Here is an 18,975-nt window from a genome sequence, read left to right as displayed (position 1 = left end):
AAATCAAAATACGCAGGGGGTTTGAAAACGCTGAGGGTGATATGAGGATAGAAAAGAGGATTTTCAAGCGGGAGGATTAAAAACCTCCCCGCAAGTGATTAAAAATTAATCTTATGACGGCCAGCCAGCGAGTGCGACAAAGTCGTGCCATCGACCATTTCCAGCTCGCCGCCAACCGGCACGCCGTGCGCGATACGGCTGGCATCCACGCCATATTGCCCGCACAGTTCCGCAATGTAGTTCGCCGTCGCTTCACCTTCAACCGTCGGGTTGGTGGCAAGAATCAGCTCTTTAATGGTTTCACTTTCCAGGCGCTGTTCGAGGCGGTCAAGGCCGATATCCTGCGGGCCAATACCGTCAAGCGGCGAAAGGTGCCCCATCAGCACAAAATAGCGCCCGGAAAATTGCCCCGTCGCTTCGATGGCGTGAATATCGGCAGGGGTTTCTACCACGCAAATTTGGCCATTTTCCTGGCGGCGAGGGTTGGCGCAAATGGCGCAAACTTCCTGTTCGGTGAAGGTGCGGCAGTCAGCACAGTGACCAATTTCGGACATCGCACGGGTTAATGCCTGAGCCAGGCGCATGCCACCACTGCGGTCACGTTGCAGAAGCGCGAACGCCATACGTTGGGCAGATTTTGGGCCAACACCCGGCAGGCAGCGCAGGGATTCCATCAGGGTGGTAAGTAAAGGACTGGTTTGCATCGCTCAGACTTCTGAAAAAAGAGTGGACCATAGGCTAACATTAGCCCCGCGCGGCGGCATAGGAAAAAATATTCCCCCTGTGCGGCGTTTCGCAAAGGGGGAAAGAGTTTACGCGCGTTGCGAATCCAGCAGCTCTTGATTGGTCACCACATCTTGCGCTTTCTGGTAGCTTTCCATCAGCAAACCGTACTCAATAAACACCCCGCCCCACAGATTTGCCCACTCCATCGCATCTTCGCGATTCCAGGTGTGCTGAATTTCAGCCACGACTGCGGCGGTGTCCATCGGTACTACGCCTGCCTGCACCACACGAGCCAGCGTCACTTCCTGCGCCATTTTGGAATAGGTGCCTGAAGCATCAATAACCGCAAAGACTTTATAACCTTCAGCCACCGCGCTAATCGCCGGGAACGCCATGCACACGCTGGTTACGGTGCCAGCAATAATCAAAGTTTTGCGCCCTGTGGCTTTCACTGCTGCCACGAAATCAGGGTTGTCCCAGGCGTTGATTTCACCTTTACGCGGTACATATTGCGCATGGGGCGCGTACTGGTGAATCTCAGGGATCAGCGGGCCGTTCGGACCTTGCGGCACAGAAGCGGTGGTGATGAGCGGAATATTGGCAAGCGTGGCGATTTTAGCAAGCACGGTGGCATGAGTGCGCAAAGTGGGCATCGGCATATCGTGCACCAGCTGGAATAAGCCGCTCTGATGGTCGATAAGCAACATGACCGCATCGCTGGCATCAATAGTAGGAAGTTGTCCGTTAAAGTTTGCAGGTGACATTTTTCTATCCTCTTTAGTTACGGGAAATAACGGCTACCAGAACGGTAGCCGTCTGAGCGAGTCAGACTTTTTGACCAAATTTCCCCTGGTCAAAATCGTCTATCGCTTGTTTAATTTCTTCACGGGTGTTCATCACAAACGGCCCGTACCCCACCACTGGCTCGTTGAGCGGCTCACCGCTCAACACCAGCACAGCCGCGTCGTTATTGGCTTCAAGCGTAACGGTTTCGCCTTTGGCATCCAGCACGACTAATTGCGCCTCACGCGCCACTTCCTGGCCGTTAACCAGCACGGTGCCTTTGAGCACCACCAGTGCGGTGTTCCAGCCGTCCGGCAGCGTTAATTGCGTCACGCTTTGCGCGTTCAGACGCATATCCAGCACACGCAGCGGGGAAAACGTGCGCGCTGGGCCTTTTTTGCCCTCCATTTCACCAGCGATGACCCGCACCCGGCCTGCGTTATCCGGCAGTGTGACCACCGGAATATCGGCGTCGGTAATCGACTGGTAATTTGGCGGCGTTGATTTGTCTTTCGCCGGCAAATTGACCCATAGCTGGACCATTTCAAGCGTACCGCCCTTCTCGCTGAAAGCCGGCGAGTGGAACTCTTCGTGCAAAATGCCGCTGCCGGCGGTCATCCATTGCACGTCGCCCGGGCCAATCACACCGCCGCTGCCGGTGGAATCGCGGTGCGCCACTTCACCTTTGTAGACGATGGTGACGGTTTCAAAACCGCGATGCGGATGCACATCTACGCCACGCTGGACTTTGTTGCTCGGTTTAAAATCAGCCGGCCCTGCGTAGTCCAGCAGCAGGAAGGGGCTGAGCTGCTTTTCAAATTTTGAGTAAGAAAACAGTGAGCGAACCGGGAAACCATCACCGACCCAGTGGGGCTGTGGCGCTGAATAAACGCCAAGAATTGATTTCATCGTTATCTCCTTTAAGTCTCGACTGCCGTTGAGATAAAGCTTACTCATAAGACGAAAGGCGCGGTAGACTCGGAAAATAAACTCAGCGTTCCATATACAGGACAATAGTCGTGCAGGATCTCAACGATTTGTGGTACTTCGCGCAAGTGGTGGATAACGGAGGGTTTTCTCCGGCAAGCCGGGTGACGGGGATCCCTAAATCCCGCCTGAGTCGACGAATCGCCCTGCTCGAAGAAAGCCTGGAAACGCGCCTGATTCAGCGTTCCACGCGCAGTTTTACGGTAACGGAGGCCGGGCAGATTTTTTATCGCCATTGCAAAGCGATGATCATTGAAGCCGAAGCCGCGCAGGAGGCGATTAATACGCTGCGCGCCGAACCTCGCGGTTTAATTCGCCTTACCTGCCCTATTACGCTGCTGCATGTGCATATCGGCGAGATGCTGGCGCGATTTATGACGCGCTATCCGCAGGTCACCGTGCAGCTTGAAGCGACAAATCGCCAGGTTGATGTGCTCAATGAAAACGTTGATTTAGCGGTGCGGGTGCGCCCCTTGCCGCTGGAAGATAGCGAACTGGTGATGCGAAAGCTGGCGGATCGCGGGATGTGTCTGGTTGCCAGCCCTGAACTGGTGGCGCGTTTTTCAAAACCTCAGTCCCCTGCCGATCTTCAGCACTGGCCGAGCCTGGCGCTGTCAAAACCCCAGCAAGTTTACCGCTGGTGCCTGTTTGGCCCAGATAATCAGGAAGTGACGCTGCATCATAAACCGCGCTTTGTCACCACCGATATGATTGCGCTGCGAGCGGCGGCGCTGGCGGGGGTAGGAATTGTCCAGTTGCCAATGTTAATGCTTAACCAACAGCTTGCCGACGGCAGCCTGGTGCGACTGTTACCGGAGTGGCGAGCAAGGCGAGAGGTGATTCACGTGGTGTTTCCATCCCGGCGCGGTCAGTTACCGGCGGTCAGAGCGCTAATTGATTTTCTGGTGGAGAGTTACGCGGGGTTTGAGGAGGAGTGAGAACGAGAAACGCCCTCACCCCAGCCCTCTCCCACAGGAGAGGGAGAAAGACAAAATTAGAATGGCATTTTGAAGCCTGGTGGCAACTGCATCCCGCTGGAAACGCCAGCCATTTTCTCTTTCTGCGCTTCGCCAATACGACGAGCCGCATCGTTGAAAGCCGCAGCAACCAGGTCTTCAACCATCTCTTTGTCGTCTTCCATCAGGCTTGGATCGATCTCCACGCGACGGCAGTTGTGAGCGCCGTTGATGGTCACTTTGACCAGGCCTGCGCCTGATTCGCCGGTGACTTCCATGTTGGCGATTTCTTCCTGAACCTGGGCCATTTTTTCCTGCATCTGCTGGGCTTGCTTCATGATGTTGCCCAGACCGCCTTTTCCAAACATAGTCTTCTCTCTTTTGCTCAGGCCGACTAATCGCACGCGGCGATTAACGGCTATCAGGGTTTACAACAAATCAGCCTGGCCGATCTGTCAAATAGGTCGAATACTCTCTTCATCCAGTTCAGCGTCAAAGAAACGACGCAGCGTCTGGATGTTGTTATCCGTGGTTATCGATTCCCGCGCCTGCGCCAGCTTCTCTTCGTAGATAGCCTGACGCCACTCCAGCGGGGTGCGTTGCGCGAGATTATCATCTTCAATAATAGTCAGCTCAACAGTTTCGCCACTAAAAACGCTCATCGCATCAGCCAGCGTTTTCTGCGCAGACGGCGAATTGAGATGGCGCAACGCCGGGCGCAGGTGCAGGCAAACGCGGCTGCCATCCTGCTCTTTCCAGGCGTTGAGCGCCAGCTGTTGTACTAATTTCGGCAACGCCAGCTGGCTAATTTCAGCCGCCCAGCCATCGCGTTCCATGGCTTCCAGCGCCAGCTTCTGCGCAAGCTCTGGGGTTTTCTCATGCTCAAGCGCGCGCTTTAAGGCTTTTGGCGTCGCAACCGGCTCTTCGACCACATCAGCAACGATTTGCGACTTCCAGCGATACGCCTCCGGCTTTTCGGCTGGTTTTTCTTCCGTTGCCGCTGCGGGCCGGGACTGGATGCGTTCGGTAACCGAGGCTAAACGTTCCAGCGCGGTGTTCTTTGCCGGCCGCGCTATATCTGGCGCTGCCGGCTCACTCTTTTTTGCTTTGTTGGCTCCCTGCTGGCGCATCAGCTGGGTTCGCGCCTGCAACACCTGGCTTGTAGTGTCGGGCAGCGGCGTTTCACTTTGCCGTGGCGGCGGGGCCATTTGTTGACGCACCGGAACAGGATTAACCACCGGCAGCGTCGCGGCCTGCCGTGGCTGTTCCGGTTCGGGTAACGGCTTACGCGGATGGAACGCCAGCGCGCGCAGCAGAGTCATTTCAATGCCCATGCGGCGGTCAGGCGCCCAGGACAATTCTTTGCGCCCAATCAGCAGGGTTTGATAGTAAAGCTGCACTTCGGCTGGCGGCACTACGCGCGCCAGCTCGCGCATACGTTGTTCGATGGCGGCCATATCAGCACCTAGCGCGGCGGGTGAAAGCTGAACCATGGCTACGCGATGCAGCAGGCTGAGCATCTCCACCAGCAGTGCCTCCCATTCAACGCCGCGCCCGGCGGCGTCGTTAAGCAGGCTCATCACTCGTTCGCCGTCTGCCTGAACCATCGCTTCAATCAGTGAAAGCGCCTGGTCGTCGTCGAGCGTGCCAAGCATAGCGCTGACCGCCACGCTGGTGACATGCCCATCCCCGCTGGCAATCGCCTGATCGGCCAGGCTTAGCGCATCGCGCAGGCTGCCATCTGCGGCACGGGCCAGCAGCTGCAAGGCGCGAGTTTCGCTGGGGATTTTTTCTGCGCCCAGAATGTGCTCCAGCTGATGGCGAATTTGTTCGACATCCAGCGCCTTGAGGTGGAATTGCAGGCAGCGAGAGAGAATGGTGACCGGCAGCTTTTGCGGATCGGTGGTCGCCAGCAGGAATTTCACGTGCGACGGCGGCTCCTCCAGGGTCTTCAACAAGGCGTTGAAGCTGTGACGGGAGAGCATGTGTACTTCATCGATAAGATAGACTTTGAAGCGGCCACGCGCCGGGGCGTACTGAACGTTGTCCAGTAAATCACGGGTGTCTTCTACTTTGGTGCGCGAGGCGGCATCGATTTCAATCAGGTCAACAAAACGACCCTGTTCGATTTCACGGCAGTTATCGCACACGCCGCAAGGGGTGGCGGTAATGCCGGTTTCGCAATTTAACCCTTTCGCCAGCAGGCGAGCGATGGATGTTTTCCCCACGCCGCGCGTCCCGGAAAAGAGATAGGCGTGGTGGATTCGGCCCATGGATAAGCCATTAGCCAGCGCAGTCAGAACGTGTTGCTGGCCGACAACATCAGCAAAAGTTTGTGGCCGCCATTTACGGGCTAAGACCTGGTAGCTCATACGAGATAGGCTCTACATCGCGGGTGTGAATTGAGGAGGTAATGCTAACATAAGCCCCACCCGCTGGGCGAGGCTTCTCATGAGGAGGCTGAACTCAGTGGCCGGGGAAAAGTACCAGGCTGTAACTATTTACGCCCATTTTTTCCAGGCGCTGCTCGCCGCCAATATCAAACAGATTGATGATAAATGCCGCATCAGTCACTTCCCCACCCAGACGGCGAATCAGCTTCACGGTCGCTTCGATGGTGCCGCCGGTTGCCAGCAGATCGTCCACCACCAGAACTTTATCGCCGGGATGGATGGCATCAACGTGGATTTCCAGCTGGTCGGTGCCGTATTCCAGCTCGTAGTTCTCAGCAAGGGTTGCGCGTGGCAGTTTACCTGGCTTGCGCACCGGCACGAAGCCAACGCCTAATTCCAGCGCCACCGGCGCACCAAACAGGAAGCCACGCGCTTCGGTCCCCACCACTTTGGTGATACCCGCATCTTTAAAGCGTGAGACTAATAATGCAATGCTGGTGGCGTAGGCTTTCGGATCTTCAAGCAAGCTGGTAACGTCACGGAATAAGATCCCAGGCTTTGGGTAGTCTGGAATGCTTTTGATGCTGTTTTTCAGATATTCAAGCTGCTGCGCGGTCGCGGTCATAATTAATGCCTGCTAAAAACATGGTGCTAACAAAGCACGAGACTGCTTATTAATCAGTCATACCGTGCCCGAAAACGGTCGAATTTACTGGCTGGCATCAACAATTGCAACCACTGCCACTGCGGTTTACGGCTTTTGTTGCTTTTCGTCAATCACCGGCATGCGCCACATAAAGAACAGCAGCGCGCACATCATCAGCAATAAGAGTAGCCTGACCCAAAGTATATTGACCAGATAAAGGGATAGCGCAAAAGTTAACACGATGAAAATTAACGCCCTGGGTTTGGCGCCTGCGGGCAGCGCGCGATGCTGCTGCCAGTGGCGGATATAGCTGCCAAACCATGAGCGGTACAATAGCCAGTGGTGAAAACGCGGCGAAGAGCGGGCGAAACACCAGGCGGCCAGCAGTAAAAACGGGGTGGTGGGCAGTAAAGGCAAGACCACACCCAGCGTCGCAAGGACTACCGCCAGCCAGCCAATGATGATTAAAATGGTCCGTTTCATTCCTGTTCCGTAAATAATCAGGCACTTAACTAGGTGCAATACTGGAGAGCCATGTTGTGAAAACCGCTTCGCTATTACAAGCTTTGGATACTCGCGTCGCGGAACTCGCGCAGCTCATTGCGCCCCTCTCGTTACAACGCGCCTCGCAGGCACGCTTCGATGGTAAACTGTTTTCCACTCACAGTACGCAACTCAAAGATTATCTGGCCGAAGTTCAGGCCAATCTCGCGCAGTTACAGCTTAGCGTGAAAGTGGGCCGAACGGAGCAGGTTGCCTATATTGCCGAAAAGCTGGTGGCGCAAATTGCGGCTTTGCAGCGCGAGCTGGCAACCGTGAAAATGCGCAAAAACGATCCGCAGCCGGTGGTTGCCGAGAATTTGTATGAAAAACTCGCCACCCATCAGGATTACGAACGCCGCATCCAGATTATGATTAGCGATCGTGAAAGCCAGCTTTCGCTACAAACCACGCTCGCCGGGCAACAAAAACTTCAGCAAGAGCTGGCCGCCCTTGAAGGCCGCCTGCAGCGTTGCCGCCAGGCTTTGGTGCGCATTGAGCGCGCTATTGAGCGTCGGGAACGTGGGCTAAGCTAATATCCAAAATACAGATTAACGAGATTAACGATATGTCGCTGGATAACGCACCGGAAGAAGTCAAACTGGCCGTTGATTTAATCATGCTGCTGGAACAGCATCAAATCCCGACGGAAACCGCGCTTGCCGCGCTGGAGATCGTCCGTCAGGATTTTTTGCGTAAGCGGGAAGTTGACGCTTCCCGCTAATGTTTAGGGCGCAGGAATAATATCACCGTCGTGTAATCTGCCATTATTATCGCGTTTCACCTCTGTCAGCTCATCGCCTTTGGCATTATGCAGATGGACTTCCAGCTGGTTGAAGGCGATATTAATTCCATTTTCACGACACAGGCGATCGATAGTCCGGTTCAGCTCATCGACGGTGTAGCTGCGGTCCCGCAGTTCCCGCACATACAGGCGCAGTTCGTGATCCAGGGTGCTGGCGCCAAAGGTGGTGAAGAATACCGTTGGCTCAGGATCGTGCATCACTTTCGGATGGTCATGCGCCGCTTTGAGTAACATTTCGCGCACCTTATCCAGATCGGAGCCATACGCCACGCCAAGGCGAATCACCACGCGGGTAATGGTATCAGTCAGCGACCAGTTGATCAGGCGTTCCGTCACAAAGGCTTTGTTCGGGATGATCACCTCTTTACGGTCAAAGTCGGTGATGGTGGTAGCACGAATACGGATCTTGCTGACGCTGCCGGAATAGGTGCCGATGGTCACCGTATCGCCGATACGCACCGGGCGTTCGAAGAGGATAATCAGGCCGGAGACAAAGTTACCGAATATCTCCTGCAAACCAAAGCCCAGACCAACCGACAGCGCCGCCGCCAGCCATTGCAGCTTATCCCACGATACCCCGAGCGAACTAAAGATAACCATCGCCCCTACGGCCGTAATGGCATAGTTCAGAATGGTGGTAATCGCATAGGACGCGCCCTGGCGCATGTGCAGACGTGATAGCACCAGCACTTCAAGCAGGCCCGGTAAGTTGCGGATCAGCACCCATGCGATGGCAAGAGCGATAGCCGCAAATAACAGGCTGCCCATGGTGACGTTTTTCACCATCGCCACGCCGGCTTCGGAGCTGCTATAGCTCCAGAGCTGAATGCTGTCCAGATAGCCGAAGACCCCAAACAAATCTGACCAGATGGTGTAGAACACCAGGGCAAACAGGGCGAACAGCGCAATAATCGCCAGGCGCATGGTTTGCTGGTTGATTTGATCCAGCGCCAGCGGCGGCTCTTCTACCGGCTCTCCCCCTTCTGCGCCCTCTTTGACCAGATTTTCACGGCGCAGCAGCGCGCGGCGATAGGCCATACGACGCGCCGCCACGCTCAGCCCACGAAGCACGGTCTGATAAACCAGGTTCCAGATAAGGATCAGATAGATAGTTTCAATCCAGCGGCCCGCCAGACGCAGTGTGGTATAAAAATACCCCATTGCCGTCAGCACGATTAACACCGCCGGCACGACGCCCATTAGCGTAACGATAAACAGCTGCATGGTATGGTTGTTTTTGTTGTGCCAGTTTTCGCGGCACATCGGCCACACCAGAGCGGCGATCAGCAATAAGTTGAAGAAGATGATCAACTGCCCCAGCGCATCTTCCACCAGGTGCAGCGGCGAACGTTCACCCAATACCGACCAGAATAGCAGCGGCAGGAGCGCGCAACCAATACGCACCAGCTGGCGGCGGTAGTGGCTGCACAGCTGCGGCGGCATATTAAAGTGGCTAACGGCCACGCCGTTGCCAGAGAGCACCTGGTAAGTTAAGCCAAAGACTAACCAGAACAGCGAAAGCTGTTTGCAAAACGCCAGCATCGATTCGCTGATGTTCATCTGCATGCCGGCAAACACCAGCCCGATGGAGTAGATGAGAAGCGCGCCGGGCAGTACTTTAACCAGCGTCAGAGCAATGGCTTTCGGCGTCAGCATTTGGCTATCGTTACGCAGCTGCCCTACCCGGTTCGCCTGTTTTTCCAGATAGCGGTCAATGGTTTTAAAGCGCCAGCGTATTACCCCCGCCAGCAGCAGCGCCGGGATCATCAGCAACAGAATGGCGAGAATTTTTAGCGAGCTTTCCGGCCCGTTAAAATTGATTCGCGCATTTTTAAACTGATCGCGCAGTGAAGAGGGCAGCGATTTCAACCAGTCCCAGTCCATCGGCTTATTGCTGGTGACCCAGAAGATTTGCTCGGTCAGAATTTGGTTGAGCGATTTAGTGACGTTTTGCAACTGCTGCTGGTTGTTCTGTAGGTTGATGGCCAGCATTAACTGCATACCGAGCTGCTTATTGAGCTGGTCGAGCAGCTCCCGGCGCGTTTCCAGAACCTGCAATAACGCATTGTGAACTTCCGGCGTGACATCGCCTTTATGCCCGTCTTCAATTTTCGCCACCAGCTCTTCTGGCTGGAAAAGCGCGTCGCGCTGCTGGTTGATATCAAACTGTTCGAGGCGAATATCCGCAATACGGTTGGTGAGGTCTTCGGTATCTTCCGCAGACGGCAGGTTTTGCTGCTGCTGCTGATAGAGAATACGCGATAGCAATAAGCTGCCTTTCAGCACGGCGATCTGCTCTTTCAGATTACGTTCCGACTGCAGGGCACGATCCAGCGTATTTTTGATACGGATGCCCGGCGGCACCATTTCATTGGCGTGCTGGGTAGCATTAATCAGGCGCTGGCTTAGCTGGTGGTTAATATCCAGCTCCTGTTTTACCAGCGGGTTTTGCTGAATTTTAACGGTGTCTTCGGAGTCGATAGCATCCTGCGCAGTCTGCTGCGTCAGGGTTAAACGCTTGCTGCTGACGGCTTTTTGCAACAGCTGCAGCGTTATCTCCATTTGGTTGATATGGGCGTTAGTGTAGTCACGCTGTTTTTGTAACGCATCCTGCAGGACGGTGTTGCCTTTCAGGCTATCGCGCTGCTGTTCTAGCTGCGCATTAAGCAACGCCTGTTGGGCTAACAGTAACGTTTGCTGGCCCGGGCGCAAATCCGCAGCGCCAGGCGTGACGCCATTCAGGCGATTGCGAATCTCTTCCAGCTGGGTCGAGAGCGCCATCATGGCGTTCTGCACCCGTTCAGGCTGGGTTTGCAGGGAAATCAGCTGGCTGTTCCAGGTGGCCAGATCGCTTTGGGCGTTTTGTAATTCCGTCATCAGATCGTTCAGGCGCGACTCAAGCTGACGCAGGCTCAGCGCTTCGATCTCAGCTTCTTCACCGGCTGAATTAACCTGCTGTTTTTTAATCTCGTTGAGCGCTTCGGTGGCTTTACGCAGCACTTTCGGCGCTTCTGTTATCTGCTGATGGAGTTTTGCCGCCTCATCTTTAACCCGGTCAATTTTGTCCAAAACTTCCAGAGTTTCATTAAGATCTTGCTGCGTGAGCTTGTCGTTTGGCGACAGCGTCTTTTGCTTATTCAGCGCTGAGAGCTGGTTTTGCATTTCCTCGCGGCTCGGGAGGTCGCTACCATTTTTTTGCGCCCGGGCGGGTTGTGCCAGCACGCAGCACAGCGTAACGAAGGCGATAAGCAAGAACCGTGCACAGGCACGAGGCGAATAAAGTGAACACAATAGTTGCGGCATAGTTTGACAATATTTGAGAACAGGCCGAAAGGATGGCGAGTTAAAGACGAATTACGAGCCGCAAGATTAACACGTCCGTTCGGAAAAACCTTAGTCACTCTGTCAGGAATACGCCTAATAAGCATATTTTTAATGTGGGCTGGCACGCAGGGTTGGGCAGTTCTGGAACATTTCTAATAAAATAGCCACGTAGTCTTCCGCCTGGCCATCAAGATCGAAGCTGTCGGGGGCGACTAACCAGTTTTCAATCAGCCCGGTGATGTAGCTACGCAGAAGGGTTACCGCTAGGGAGAGGCGCAGATTTTTGGGTAACACTTCAGCATCAATGCAACGCTGTAAGCTGCTCTCGATTCTTTCATTGCCTTCCAGATAGAGTTCACGTCTGGCCTGCTGTAGCACCGCAAGTTCCCCCACAAATTCACATTTGTGGAAGATGATTTCCGTCATCAGGCGGCGACGTTCATCCGTCACGGTTGCTCGCAATATGTAAATTAACAACTCTCTGACGACAGAAAGTGGATCGTCTGGAAATTTTGCCCAATACTCAATTTCTAAGTCACCAATACTGGACTCCGTTAGCGCCCAGATTTCATTAAATAAATCCGACTTATTTTTGAAATGCCAATAGATTGCGCCACGGGTAACCCCGGCCGCCTTTGCGATATCCGCAAGCGACGTTGCCGCGACTCCATGCTGGGAAAACAAGCGGATGGCAACGTCTAAAAGGTGTTGGCGGGTTTCCAGCGCCTGTTGTTTGGTTTTTCGTGCCATAAGTGGGTGAAATAATGGTAGTTAGATTTACATACATTTGTGAATGTATGTACCATAGCACGACAATAATATAAACGCAGCAATGGGGTGTGGGTACGACCCATTGAACAACTTTGAAATCGGAATCTCGAGGTTTACATATGAACAAAAACAGAGGGTTTACGCCTCTGGCGGCCGTTCTGATGCTCTCAGGCAGCTTAGTGCTTACAGGATGTAATGACAAAGAGACACAACAGAGTGCGCCGCATACCCCGGAAGTGGGTGTGGTAACTTTAAAAAGTGCCCCTTTGCAGATAACCACCGAACTTCCTGGCCGTACCAGCGCTTACCGTATTGCAGAAGTTCGTCCGCAGGTCAGCGGCATTATTCTGAAACGCAATTTTGAAGAAGGCAGTGAAATTAAGGCGGGCGTTTCGCTCTATCAGATCGATCCTGCAACATACCAGGCCGCCTATGACAGCGCTAAAGGTGACCTCGCAAAAGCTCAGGCAAGTGCCAATATTGCTCAGCTGACGCTGAAACGTTACCAGAAACTGTTGGGTACCAAATACATCAGCCAACAAGACTACGACACCGCCCTTGCCGATTCTCAACAGGCAAATGCTTCTGTGGTTGCTGCTAAAGCCGCCGTTGAATCTGCGCGCATTAACCTGGCCTACACCAAAGTCACTTCGCCGATTAGCGGCCGCATTGGCAAGTCTTCGGTTACTGAAGGGGCGCTGGTGACGAGCGGGCAAGCCACTGCGCTGGCAACCGTTCAACAGCTCGATCCTATCTATGTGGATGTTACCCAGTCCAGCAACGATTTCTTGCGCCTGAAGCAAGAGCTGGCCGACGGCAAACTGAAACAGGAAAACGGTAAAGCCAAAGTGAAGTTAGTCACCAATGACGGTATGGCCTTCTCACAGGAAGGTTCGTTAGAGTTTTCTGACGTGACCGTTGACCAGACCACCGGCTCTATTACCTTGCGCGCTATCTTCCCGAATCCGGATAACACCTTGCTTCCAGGCATGTTTGTGCGGGCGAAGCTTGAAGAAGGGATCAATCCAAACGCCCTGCTGGTGCCACAACAGGGGGTGACTCGCACACCGCGTGGTGACGCTTCCGCCATGGTTATTGGCAAAGATGACAAAGTAGAAGTCCGCAATATCACGGCGACGCAGGCTATCGGCGATAAATGGCTGGTCACCGCAGGATTGAGCGACGGCGATCGCGTTATTGTGACCGGTTTGCAAAAAGTGAAACCCGGTGTTCAGGTGAAAGCGCAGGAAGTGGCGGCAGAAAATAAAGGCCAGGATCAAGCAGCCGCTGGCGCACCCTCTGAACAAACGAAGTCTTAACTTAAACAGGAGCCGTTAAGACATGGCTAAGTTTTTTATCGATCGCCCTATTTTTGCCTGGGTTATCGCCATCATTATTATGCTGGCGGGTGGGCTTGCGATCATGAAATTACCGATTGCGCAATATCCCACCATTGCGCCACCGGCAATTTCGATCTCAGCAAACTATCCAGGGGCTGATGCGAAAACGGTACAGGATACCGTGACACAGGTTATCGAACAGAACATGAACGGTATCGATAACCTGTTGTATATGTCCTCTTCCAGTGATTCCTCAGGTTCTGTCACCATCACCATCACCTTCGATTCCGGCACCGATGCCGATATCGCCCAGGTACAGGTACAGAACAAGCTGCAGCTGGCAATGCCCTTGCTGCCGCAGGAAGTCCAGCAGCAAGGGGTTAGCGTTGAGAAGTCCTCCAGTAGCTTCCTGATGGTTCTCGGTATGATCAATACCGATGGTTCCATGACGCAGGAAGATATTTCGGACTACGTTGGCGCAACCATGAAAGATCCTATCAGCCGTACTCGTGGCGTGGGGGATGTTCAGCTGTTTGGCGCCCAGTACGCGATGCGTATCTGGATGGACCCGAACAAGCTGAACAACTACCAGCTCACGCCGGTTGATATTATTAACGCTATCAAAGCGCAGAACGCCCAGGTAGCCGCGGGGCAATTAGGCGGCACGCCGCCGGTTAAAGGCCAGCAGCTTAACGCCTCTATCATTGCTCAGACTCGTTTGAAATCTGCCGATGAATTCAGCAAAATTTTGCTGAAAGTGAATCAGGATGGCTCGCGCGTTCTGCTTAAAGATGTGGCAAAAGTTGAGCTGGGCGGCGAGAACTACAGCGTTGTCGCGCGTTTCAACGGCAAACCCGCGTCTGGTTTAGGTATCAAACTGGCAACCGGCGCTAACGCCCTGGATACTGCCGATGCGGTACGTGAAACGGTTGAGAAACTGCAACCGTTCTTCCCGGCCGGCCTGAAAGTGGTTTATCCATACGACACCACGCCGTTCGTTAAGATCTCCATCAAAGAGGTGGTGAAAACCCTGGTTGAAGCCATCGTGCTGGTGTTCCTGGTTATGTATCTGTTCCTGCAGAACTTCCGCGCCACGCTGATTCCAACGATTGCCGTGCCGGTGGTACTGCTGGGAACCTTCGCTATCCTTGCCGTCTTTGGCTATTCGATAAACACCCTGACGATGTTCGGCATGGTGCTTGCGATAGGCCTGTTGGTGGATGACGCCATCGTGGTGGTAGAGAACGTTGAGCGCGTGATGGTGGAGGAAGGCCTGCCGCCGAAGGAAGCGACTCGCAAATCTATGGAGCAGATTCAGGGCGCGCTGGTTGGTATCGCAATGGTTCTGTCGGCGGTATTTATCCCCATGGCGTTCTTTGGCGGTTCCACAGGGGCTATCTATCGTCAGTTCTCTATTACCATCGTATCGGCAATGGTGCTCTCTGTTCTGGTGGCGATGATCCTGACGCCAGCGCTTTGCGCCACCATGCTCAAGCCGATTGCCAAAGGTGAGCACCACGAGAAGAAAGGCTTCTTCGGCTGGTTTAACAACATGTTCGACAAGAGCACGCATCACTATACCGACAGCGTCGGTAACATCCTGCGTAGCACCGGTCGTTATTTGCTGTTGTACCTGCTGATTGTGGTGGGTATGGCCTTCCTGTTTATTCGTCTGCCAAGCTCCTTCCTGCCTGATGAAGACCAGGGGGTATTCCTGACCATGGCGCAGCTGCCTGCCGGTGCGACACAGGAGCGAACTCAAGCCGTGCTTGATGACGTGACTAAGTACTACCTCGAAAAAGAGAAAGCCAACGTTAATTCGGTGTTTACCGTTAACGGCTTTGGTTTCTCCGGCCAGGGGCAGAACACCGGTCTGGCATTCGTCTCGCTGAAAGACTGGGGCGAACGTCCTGGTGAAGAGAACAAGGTTCCAGCGATTGCTGGCCGCGCCAGCGCCGAATTCTCGAAAATCAAAGATGCTATCGTCTTCGCCTTTAACCTGCCGGCTATCGTTGAGCTGGGTACCGCTACGGGCTTCGACTTCCAGCTGATTGACCAGGCGAATCTTGGGCACGAAAAACTGACTCAGGCGCGTAACCAGCTGCTTGGCGAAGTGGCTAAACATCCAGACCTGTTAGTGGGCGTGCGTCCAAACGGCCTGGAAGATACGCCGCAGTTCAAAATCGATATCGATCAGGAAAAAGCCCAGGCGCTGGGCGTTTCTATCAGCGACATCAACACCACGCTGGGTGCTGCATGGGGCGGAAGCTACGTCAACGACTTCATCGACCGTGGTCGCGTGAAGAAAGTTTACCTGATGGCGGATGCGCCATTCCGTATGCTGCCAGGCGACATCAATAACTGGTATGTACGCGGCTCTGGCGGGCAGATGGTGCCCTTCTCAGCGTTCTCTTCAGCGCACTGGGAATATGGTTCACCGCGTCTGGAACGCTACAACGGCTTGCCGTCCATGGAAATCCTTGGTCAGGCAGCACCGGGTAAGAGTACCGGTGAAGCGATGGATCTGATGCAACAGCTGGCCAGCAAACTCCCGACCGGTATTGGCTACGACTGGACGGGGATGTCCTATCAGGAACGTCTGTCTGGTAACCAGGCCCCTGCCCTGTATGCCATCTCCCTGATCGTGGTATTCCTGTGTCTGGCAGCCCTGTACGAAAGCTGGTCGATTCCCTTCTCGGTGATGCTGGTTGTTCCTCTCGGGGTTGTTGGCGCATTAGTCGCCGCGACATTCCGTGGGCTAACCAACGATGTGTACTTCCAGGTCGGCCTGCTGACAACCATTGGTCTGTCGGCGAAGAACGCGATACTTATCGTCGAATTCGCCAAAGATCTGATGGATAAAGAAGGTAAAGGCCTGATTGAGGCCACTCTGGAAGCCGTGCGTATGCGTCTGCGTCCGATACTGATGACTTCACTGGCGTTTATCCTTGGGGTTATGCCACTGGTTATCAGTTCCGGTGCGGGCAGCGGCGCACAAAATGCCGTAGGTACCGGGGTAATGGGTGGGATGGTGACGGCAACCGTGCTGGCTATCTTCTTCGTACCGGTATTCTTCGTGGTGGTTCGTCGTCGCTTCAGCCGTAAGTCTGAAGATGTTGAACACGCGCATGCCGTTGAGCACCATAAGTAAGGCTTAACAGTGCAATGGAAGGGCCGCTATTGCGTAATAGCGGCCCTTTTTATATCTCCCAATGCGCTTAGCTATATTTAACGATAAAATCAGCCACAGCCTTTGGCGCCAGCCAGTTGAAAAAAACGCCCTGCCGGCCGACATTGGCAGGAATATTATGACAAGATATTTCAAACGTTCGCTGATGAACCTTGTAGGTATTTTCATACATATTTATTAGGAGCATTCTTAAACAAATTGTTTATTTACATTGCGTATCAGATTCATTCCAGCAACAGAATGTTAACCTATTGAAGTTAAAGTGCTTTGCGAAAATTTTACATTGGTTAATTTATCAGACAGAGCTTTTAAAATTAGTTAAAATCTTAATAAACATTACCTTAGGATAAATCGCTTAGCTGCAAATGTAATTTTTCGTCATCGTGAAAGGAATTCTGCTGAGGATTGATTTATAGTAAAAGCATATGGAATAATCATTGAAGATCTCCACCTCATCCAGGAGTGTCCACCCCAACTCGTTACGTTTATCAAATTTTCTTCGATAAAAAGGGGCTGCATTATGGACGAATACTCACCAAAACGGCATGATATCGCGCAGCTTAAATTTTTGTGCGAAAACCTGTATCATGACTGCCTGACCAACCTTGGCGAGAGTAATCATGGCTGGGTTAACGATCCGACTTCGGCCATTAACCTGCAGTTGAACGAATTGATTGAGCATATCGCCGCTTTCGCCCTTAATTACAAAATTAAGTATGATGATGAGAGTAAGCTGATTGAACAAATTGATGAATATTTAGACGATACATTTATGCTTTTCAGTAACTACGGCATCAATACGCAAGATTTACAGAAATGGCGCCGCTCCGGCAATAGATTATTCCGCTGTTTCGTCACAGAGAGCCACGCTAATCCTGTAAGCCTCTCCTTTTAAAAATATTACAAAATGTATAAGGTGTTTCATGACGACAAAACCACTAACCAAGACCGATTATTTGATGCGTCTGCGACGCTGCCAAACGATTGATACCCTGGAACGTGTCATCGAAAAAAATAAATACGAATTATCAGATAATGAATTGGCTGTATTTTATTCAGCAGCCGACCACCGATTAGCTGAACTTACGATGAATAAGCTTTACGATAAAATACCACCAACGGTATGGACATTTATCCGCTAATAACGAATAAGCGTTCTTAATTTGTTTAGTTTCAGAATGCAATACTGTAGTAGCCATTCGGAATCGAATCTATATTCTTTCCGGTTCTTATGGCCTTCTGTCTGCCACGTGGTTAAATTTTTGATTGTGGAGCGCTATTTAACTATGTGATTACCATCACAAATAAACCATCAAAACGACATCGCTCACTAGCGAATCACTTAGGGTAACGCGGTGCAGGCTTTGATAAAAGGCATTACCATGAGTGAAGAAAAAAAGAAAATGATTAACGGCGAACTCTATCGCCCTGCGGACCAGCGACTGCGCGATGAGCGCGTCAATGCGCGTCATTTGATACATCGCTTTAACCACACGGCACCAGATGAACAGGCGATTCGTGGCGAGTTACTCGAACAACTGTTAGGCCAAAGCCTTAATGCTTATATTGAACCGCCTTTTCGGTGCGATTACGGCTACAATATTTTCCTCGGCACCAATTTCTACGCCAATTTTGACTGCGTGATCCTTGACGTGTGCCCGGTTCATATCGGTGAGAACTGCATGCTGGCTCCGGGCGTTCATATTTATACCGCCACACACCCGTTAGATGCAGAAACACGCAACAGCGGCGTAGAATTTGGCAAACCTGTCACCATTGGCAATAATGTCTGGATTGGCGGACGCGCGGTGATTAACCCGGGCGTGACAATCGGTGATAACGTGGTGGTGGGTGCAGGATCGGTGGTCACCAAAAATGTTCCAGCCAATACGGTGGTTGCAGGAAACCCCGCCCGGGTGATTAAGACGGTGACCGGCAGCGCTCGCTAACTGTTATGTTTTTTTAAGGCTGAACTGTTACTTTTTTGCTTGAGCCGGGCTTCCTAAAATAACAGTTCTCTGCCTGTAGCGTTTCGTTTAAAAGGCCCATCATGACTGAAATTCAGCGTCTGCTTACCGATACCATCGAACAACTCAATGCGGAAGAAAAACGCGATAACCGCCCGCGCTTTAGCATCAGCTTTATTCGCAAACATCCGGGGCTATTTATCGGCATGTGGATTGGCTGGTTTGCCACACTTTGGGTGATGCTGGAGTCGGATACCCTGGCAGGTTCAGTCTGGCTTTTAGTGGTGTTATTTGCGCTGCTGAACGGTTTTTTCTTTTTTGATATTCATCCACGCTATCGCTACGACGATATTGATGTACTGGATTTACGGGTTTGCTATAACGGTGAGTGGTACAACACGCGTAACGTTCCCCCCACCTTAATTGATAAAATTCTGCATTCCCCGGGCGTTGACGAACAACAAAAATCGCTGCTGCATAAGATGGTTGCGACAAAGGGCGAGCTGTCCTTTTACGATATATTTTCACTCGGGCGTTTATAACCTTG

18 protein-coding genes and 1 other annotated feature are annotated in these 18,975 nt (G+C 52.7%); of the genes, 9 read left to right on the top strand and 9 right to left on the bottom strand.

Annotated features, from left to right (window positions below; all coding sequences use genetic code 11):
* Nucleotides 1-98: 98 nt before the first annotated feature.
* The 3 genes from recR to EHN07_RS14475 all read right to left on the bottom strand — a co-directional run bounded on the left by recR (nucleotide 99) and on the right by EHN07_RS14475 (nucleotide 2,418).
* Entirely contained in the window at nucleotides 99-704 is a 606-nt protein-coding gene (gene recR, locus EHN07_RS14485; protein WP_124024801.1) for a recombination mediator RecR, read from the bottom strand.
* Nucleotides 705-812: 108 nt separating this feature from the next.
* Nucleotides 813-1,490: an isochorismatase family protein gene (locus EHN07_RS14480; protein WP_124024800.1), complete on the bottom strand. Its 678-nt coding sequence runs from the start codon at nucleotides 1,488-1,490 to the stop codon at nucleotides 813-815.
* A gap of 61 nt (nucleotides 1,491-1,551) precedes the next feature.
* Nucleotides 1,552-2,418, bottom strand: a complete 867-nt coding sequence (locus EHN07_RS14475) for a pirin family protein (RefSeq protein WP_124024799.1) — start codon at nucleotides 2,416-2,418, stop codon at nucleotides 1,552-1,554.
* A gap of 110 nt (nucleotides 2,419-2,528) precedes the next feature.
* Here EHN07_RS14475 and EHN07_RS14470 point away from each other — a divergent pair, with 110 nt between their 5' ends.
* Nucleotides 2,529-3,434 carry a LysR family transcriptional regulator gene (locus EHN07_RS14470; protein WP_124024798.1) on the top strand — a complete coding sequence of 302 codons (906 nt, stop codon included), beginning with the start codon at nucleotides 2,529-2,531 and terminating at the stop codon, nucleotides 3,432-3,434.
* Between the two features lie 56 nt (nucleotides 3,435-3,490).
* On the opposite strand, the gene EHN07_RS14465 is transcribed toward EHN07_RS14470, so the two are convergent.
* The 4 genes from EHN07_RS14465 to EHN07_RS14450 form a co-directional block, all read right to left on the bottom strand.
* The gene (locus tag EHN07_RS14465; protein ID WP_124024797.1) at nucleotides 3,491-3,820 is read right to left on the bottom strand and encodes a YbaB/EbfC family nucleoid-associated protein; all 330 of its coding nucleotides are present in this window, start codon (nucleotides 3,818-3,820) and stop codon (nucleotides 3,491-3,493) included.
* 87 nt (nucleotides 3,821-3,907) lie between these two features.
* Nucleotides 3,908-5,824: a DNA polymerase III subunit gamma/tau gene (dnaX, locus tag EHN07_RS14460; protein WP_124024796.1), complete on the bottom strand. Its 1,917-nt coding sequence runs from the start codon at nucleotides 5,822-5,824 to the stop codon at nucleotides 3,908-3,910.
* Nucleotides 4,511-4,575: a sequence feature (DnaX frameshifting element), on the bottom strand. Its footprint overlaps the gene before it by 65 nt.
* A 94-nt stretch (nucleotides 5,825-5,918) precedes the next feature.
* Entirely contained in the window at nucleotides 5,919-6,470 is a 552-nt protein-coding gene (gene apt / locus EHN07_RS14455) for an adenine phosphoribosyltransferase (RefSeq protein ID WP_124024795.1), read from the bottom strand.
* Nucleotides 6,471-6,596: 126 nt separating this feature from the next.
* The gene (locus EHN07_RS14450; protein ID WP_124024794.1) at nucleotides 6,597-6,974 is read right to left on the bottom strand and encodes a DUF454 family protein; all 378 of its coding nucleotides are present in this window, start codon (nucleotides 6,972-6,974) and stop codon (nucleotides 6,597-6,599) included.
* A 56-nt stretch (nucleotides 6,975-7,030) separates the two neighbouring features.
* Here EHN07_RS14450 and priC point away from each other — a divergent pair, with 56 nt between their 5' ends.
* On the top strand, nucleotides 7,031-7,567 hold the full coding sequence (gene priC, locus EHN07_RS14445; RefSeq protein WP_124024793.1) for a primosomal replication protein PriC: 537 nt from the start codon (nucleotides 7,031-7,033) through the stop codon (nucleotides 7,565-7,567).
* A 32-nt stretch (nucleotides 7,568-7,599) separates the two neighbouring features.
* The gene (gene rsmS, locus EHN07_RS14440; protein WP_124024792.1) at nucleotides 7,600-7,755 is read left to right on the top strand and encodes a pleiotropic regulatory protein RsmS; all 156 of its coding nucleotides are present in this window, start codon (nucleotides 7,600-7,602) and stop codon (nucleotides 7,753-7,755) included.
* A gap of 3 nt (nucleotides 7,756-7,758) precedes the next feature.
* Here rsmS and mscK read toward each other — a convergent pair whose 3' ends face one another.
* Nucleotides 7,759-11,139: a mechanosensitive channel MscK gene (gene mscK, locus EHN07_RS14435; protein WP_124024791.1), complete on the bottom strand. Its 3,381-nt coding sequence runs from the start codon at nucleotides 11,137-11,139 to the stop codon at nucleotides 7,759-7,761.
* A 129-nt stretch (nucleotides 11,140-11,268) separates the two neighbouring features.
* Nucleotides 11,269-11,910 (bottom strand): multidrug efflux transporter transcriptional repressor AcrR, encoded by a 642-nt coding sequence (gene acrR / locus EHN07_RS14430; protein ID WP_124024790.1) that lies wholly within the window; start codon nucleotides 11,908-11,910, stop codon nucleotides 11,269-11,271.
* A 140-nt stretch (nucleotides 11,911-12,050) separates the two neighbouring features.
* On the opposite strand from acrR, the gene acrA reads away from it, so the two are divergent.
* The 6 genes from acrA to EHN07_RS14400 all read left to right on the top strand — a co-directional run bounded on the left by acrA (nucleotide 12,051) and on the right by EHN07_RS14400 (nucleotide 18,970).
* Nucleotides 12,051-13,250, top strand: coding sequence for a multidrug efflux RND transporter periplasmic adaptor subunit AcrA (acrA, locus tag EHN07_RS14425; protein WP_124024789.1), 1,200 nt, complete (start codon nucleotides 12,051-12,053; stop codon nucleotides 13,248-13,250).
* Nucleotides 13,251-13,272: 22 nt separating this feature from the next.
* The gene (gene acrB / locus EHN07_RS14420; RefSeq protein WP_124024788.1) at nucleotides 13,273-16,422 is read left to right on the top strand and encodes a multidrug efflux RND transporter permease subunit AcrB; all 3,150 of its coding nucleotides are present in this window, start codon (nucleotides 13,273-13,275) and stop codon (nucleotides 16,420-16,422) included.
* A 559-nt stretch (nucleotides 16,423-16,981) separates the two neighbouring features.
* On the top strand, nucleotides 16,982-17,356 hold the full coding sequence (gene tomB, locus EHN07_RS14415) for an Hha toxicity modulator TomB (RefSeq protein ID WP_124024787.1): 375 nt from the start codon (nucleotides 16,982-16,984) through the stop codon (nucleotides 17,354-17,356).
* Between the two features lie 28 nt (nucleotides 17,357-17,384).
* Nucleotides 17,385-17,603: an HHA domain-containing protein gene (locus tag EHN07_RS14410; protein ID WP_124024786.1), complete on the top strand. Its 219-nt coding sequence runs from the start codon at nucleotides 17,385-17,387 to the stop codon at nucleotides 17,601-17,603.
* A gap of 240 nt (nucleotides 17,604-17,843) precedes the next feature.
* Nucleotides 17,844-18,410, top strand: a complete 567-nt coding sequence (maa, locus tag EHN07_RS14405) for a maltose O-acetyltransferase (protein WP_124024785.1) — start codon at nucleotides 17,844-17,846, stop codon at nucleotides 18,408-18,410.
* Nucleotides 18,411-18,511: 101 nt separating this feature from the next.
* Nucleotides 18,512-18,970 carry a YlaC family protein gene (locus tag EHN07_RS14400; RefSeq protein WP_124024784.1) on the top strand — a complete coding sequence of 153 codons (459 nt, stop codon included), beginning with the start codon at nucleotides 18,512-18,514 and terminating at the stop codon, nucleotides 18,968-18,970.
* Nucleotides 18,971-18,975 lie beyond the last annotated feature (5 nt).

This window comes from Buttiauxella warmboldiae (assembly GCF_003818135.1).
In the GTDB taxonomy this organism is placed as follows: domain Bacteria; phylum Pseudomonadota; class Gammaproteobacteria; order Enterobacterales; family Enterobacteriaceae; genus Buttiauxella; species Buttiauxella warmboldiae.
This window is presented reverse-complemented; position numbering and strand designations above follow the sequence as displayed.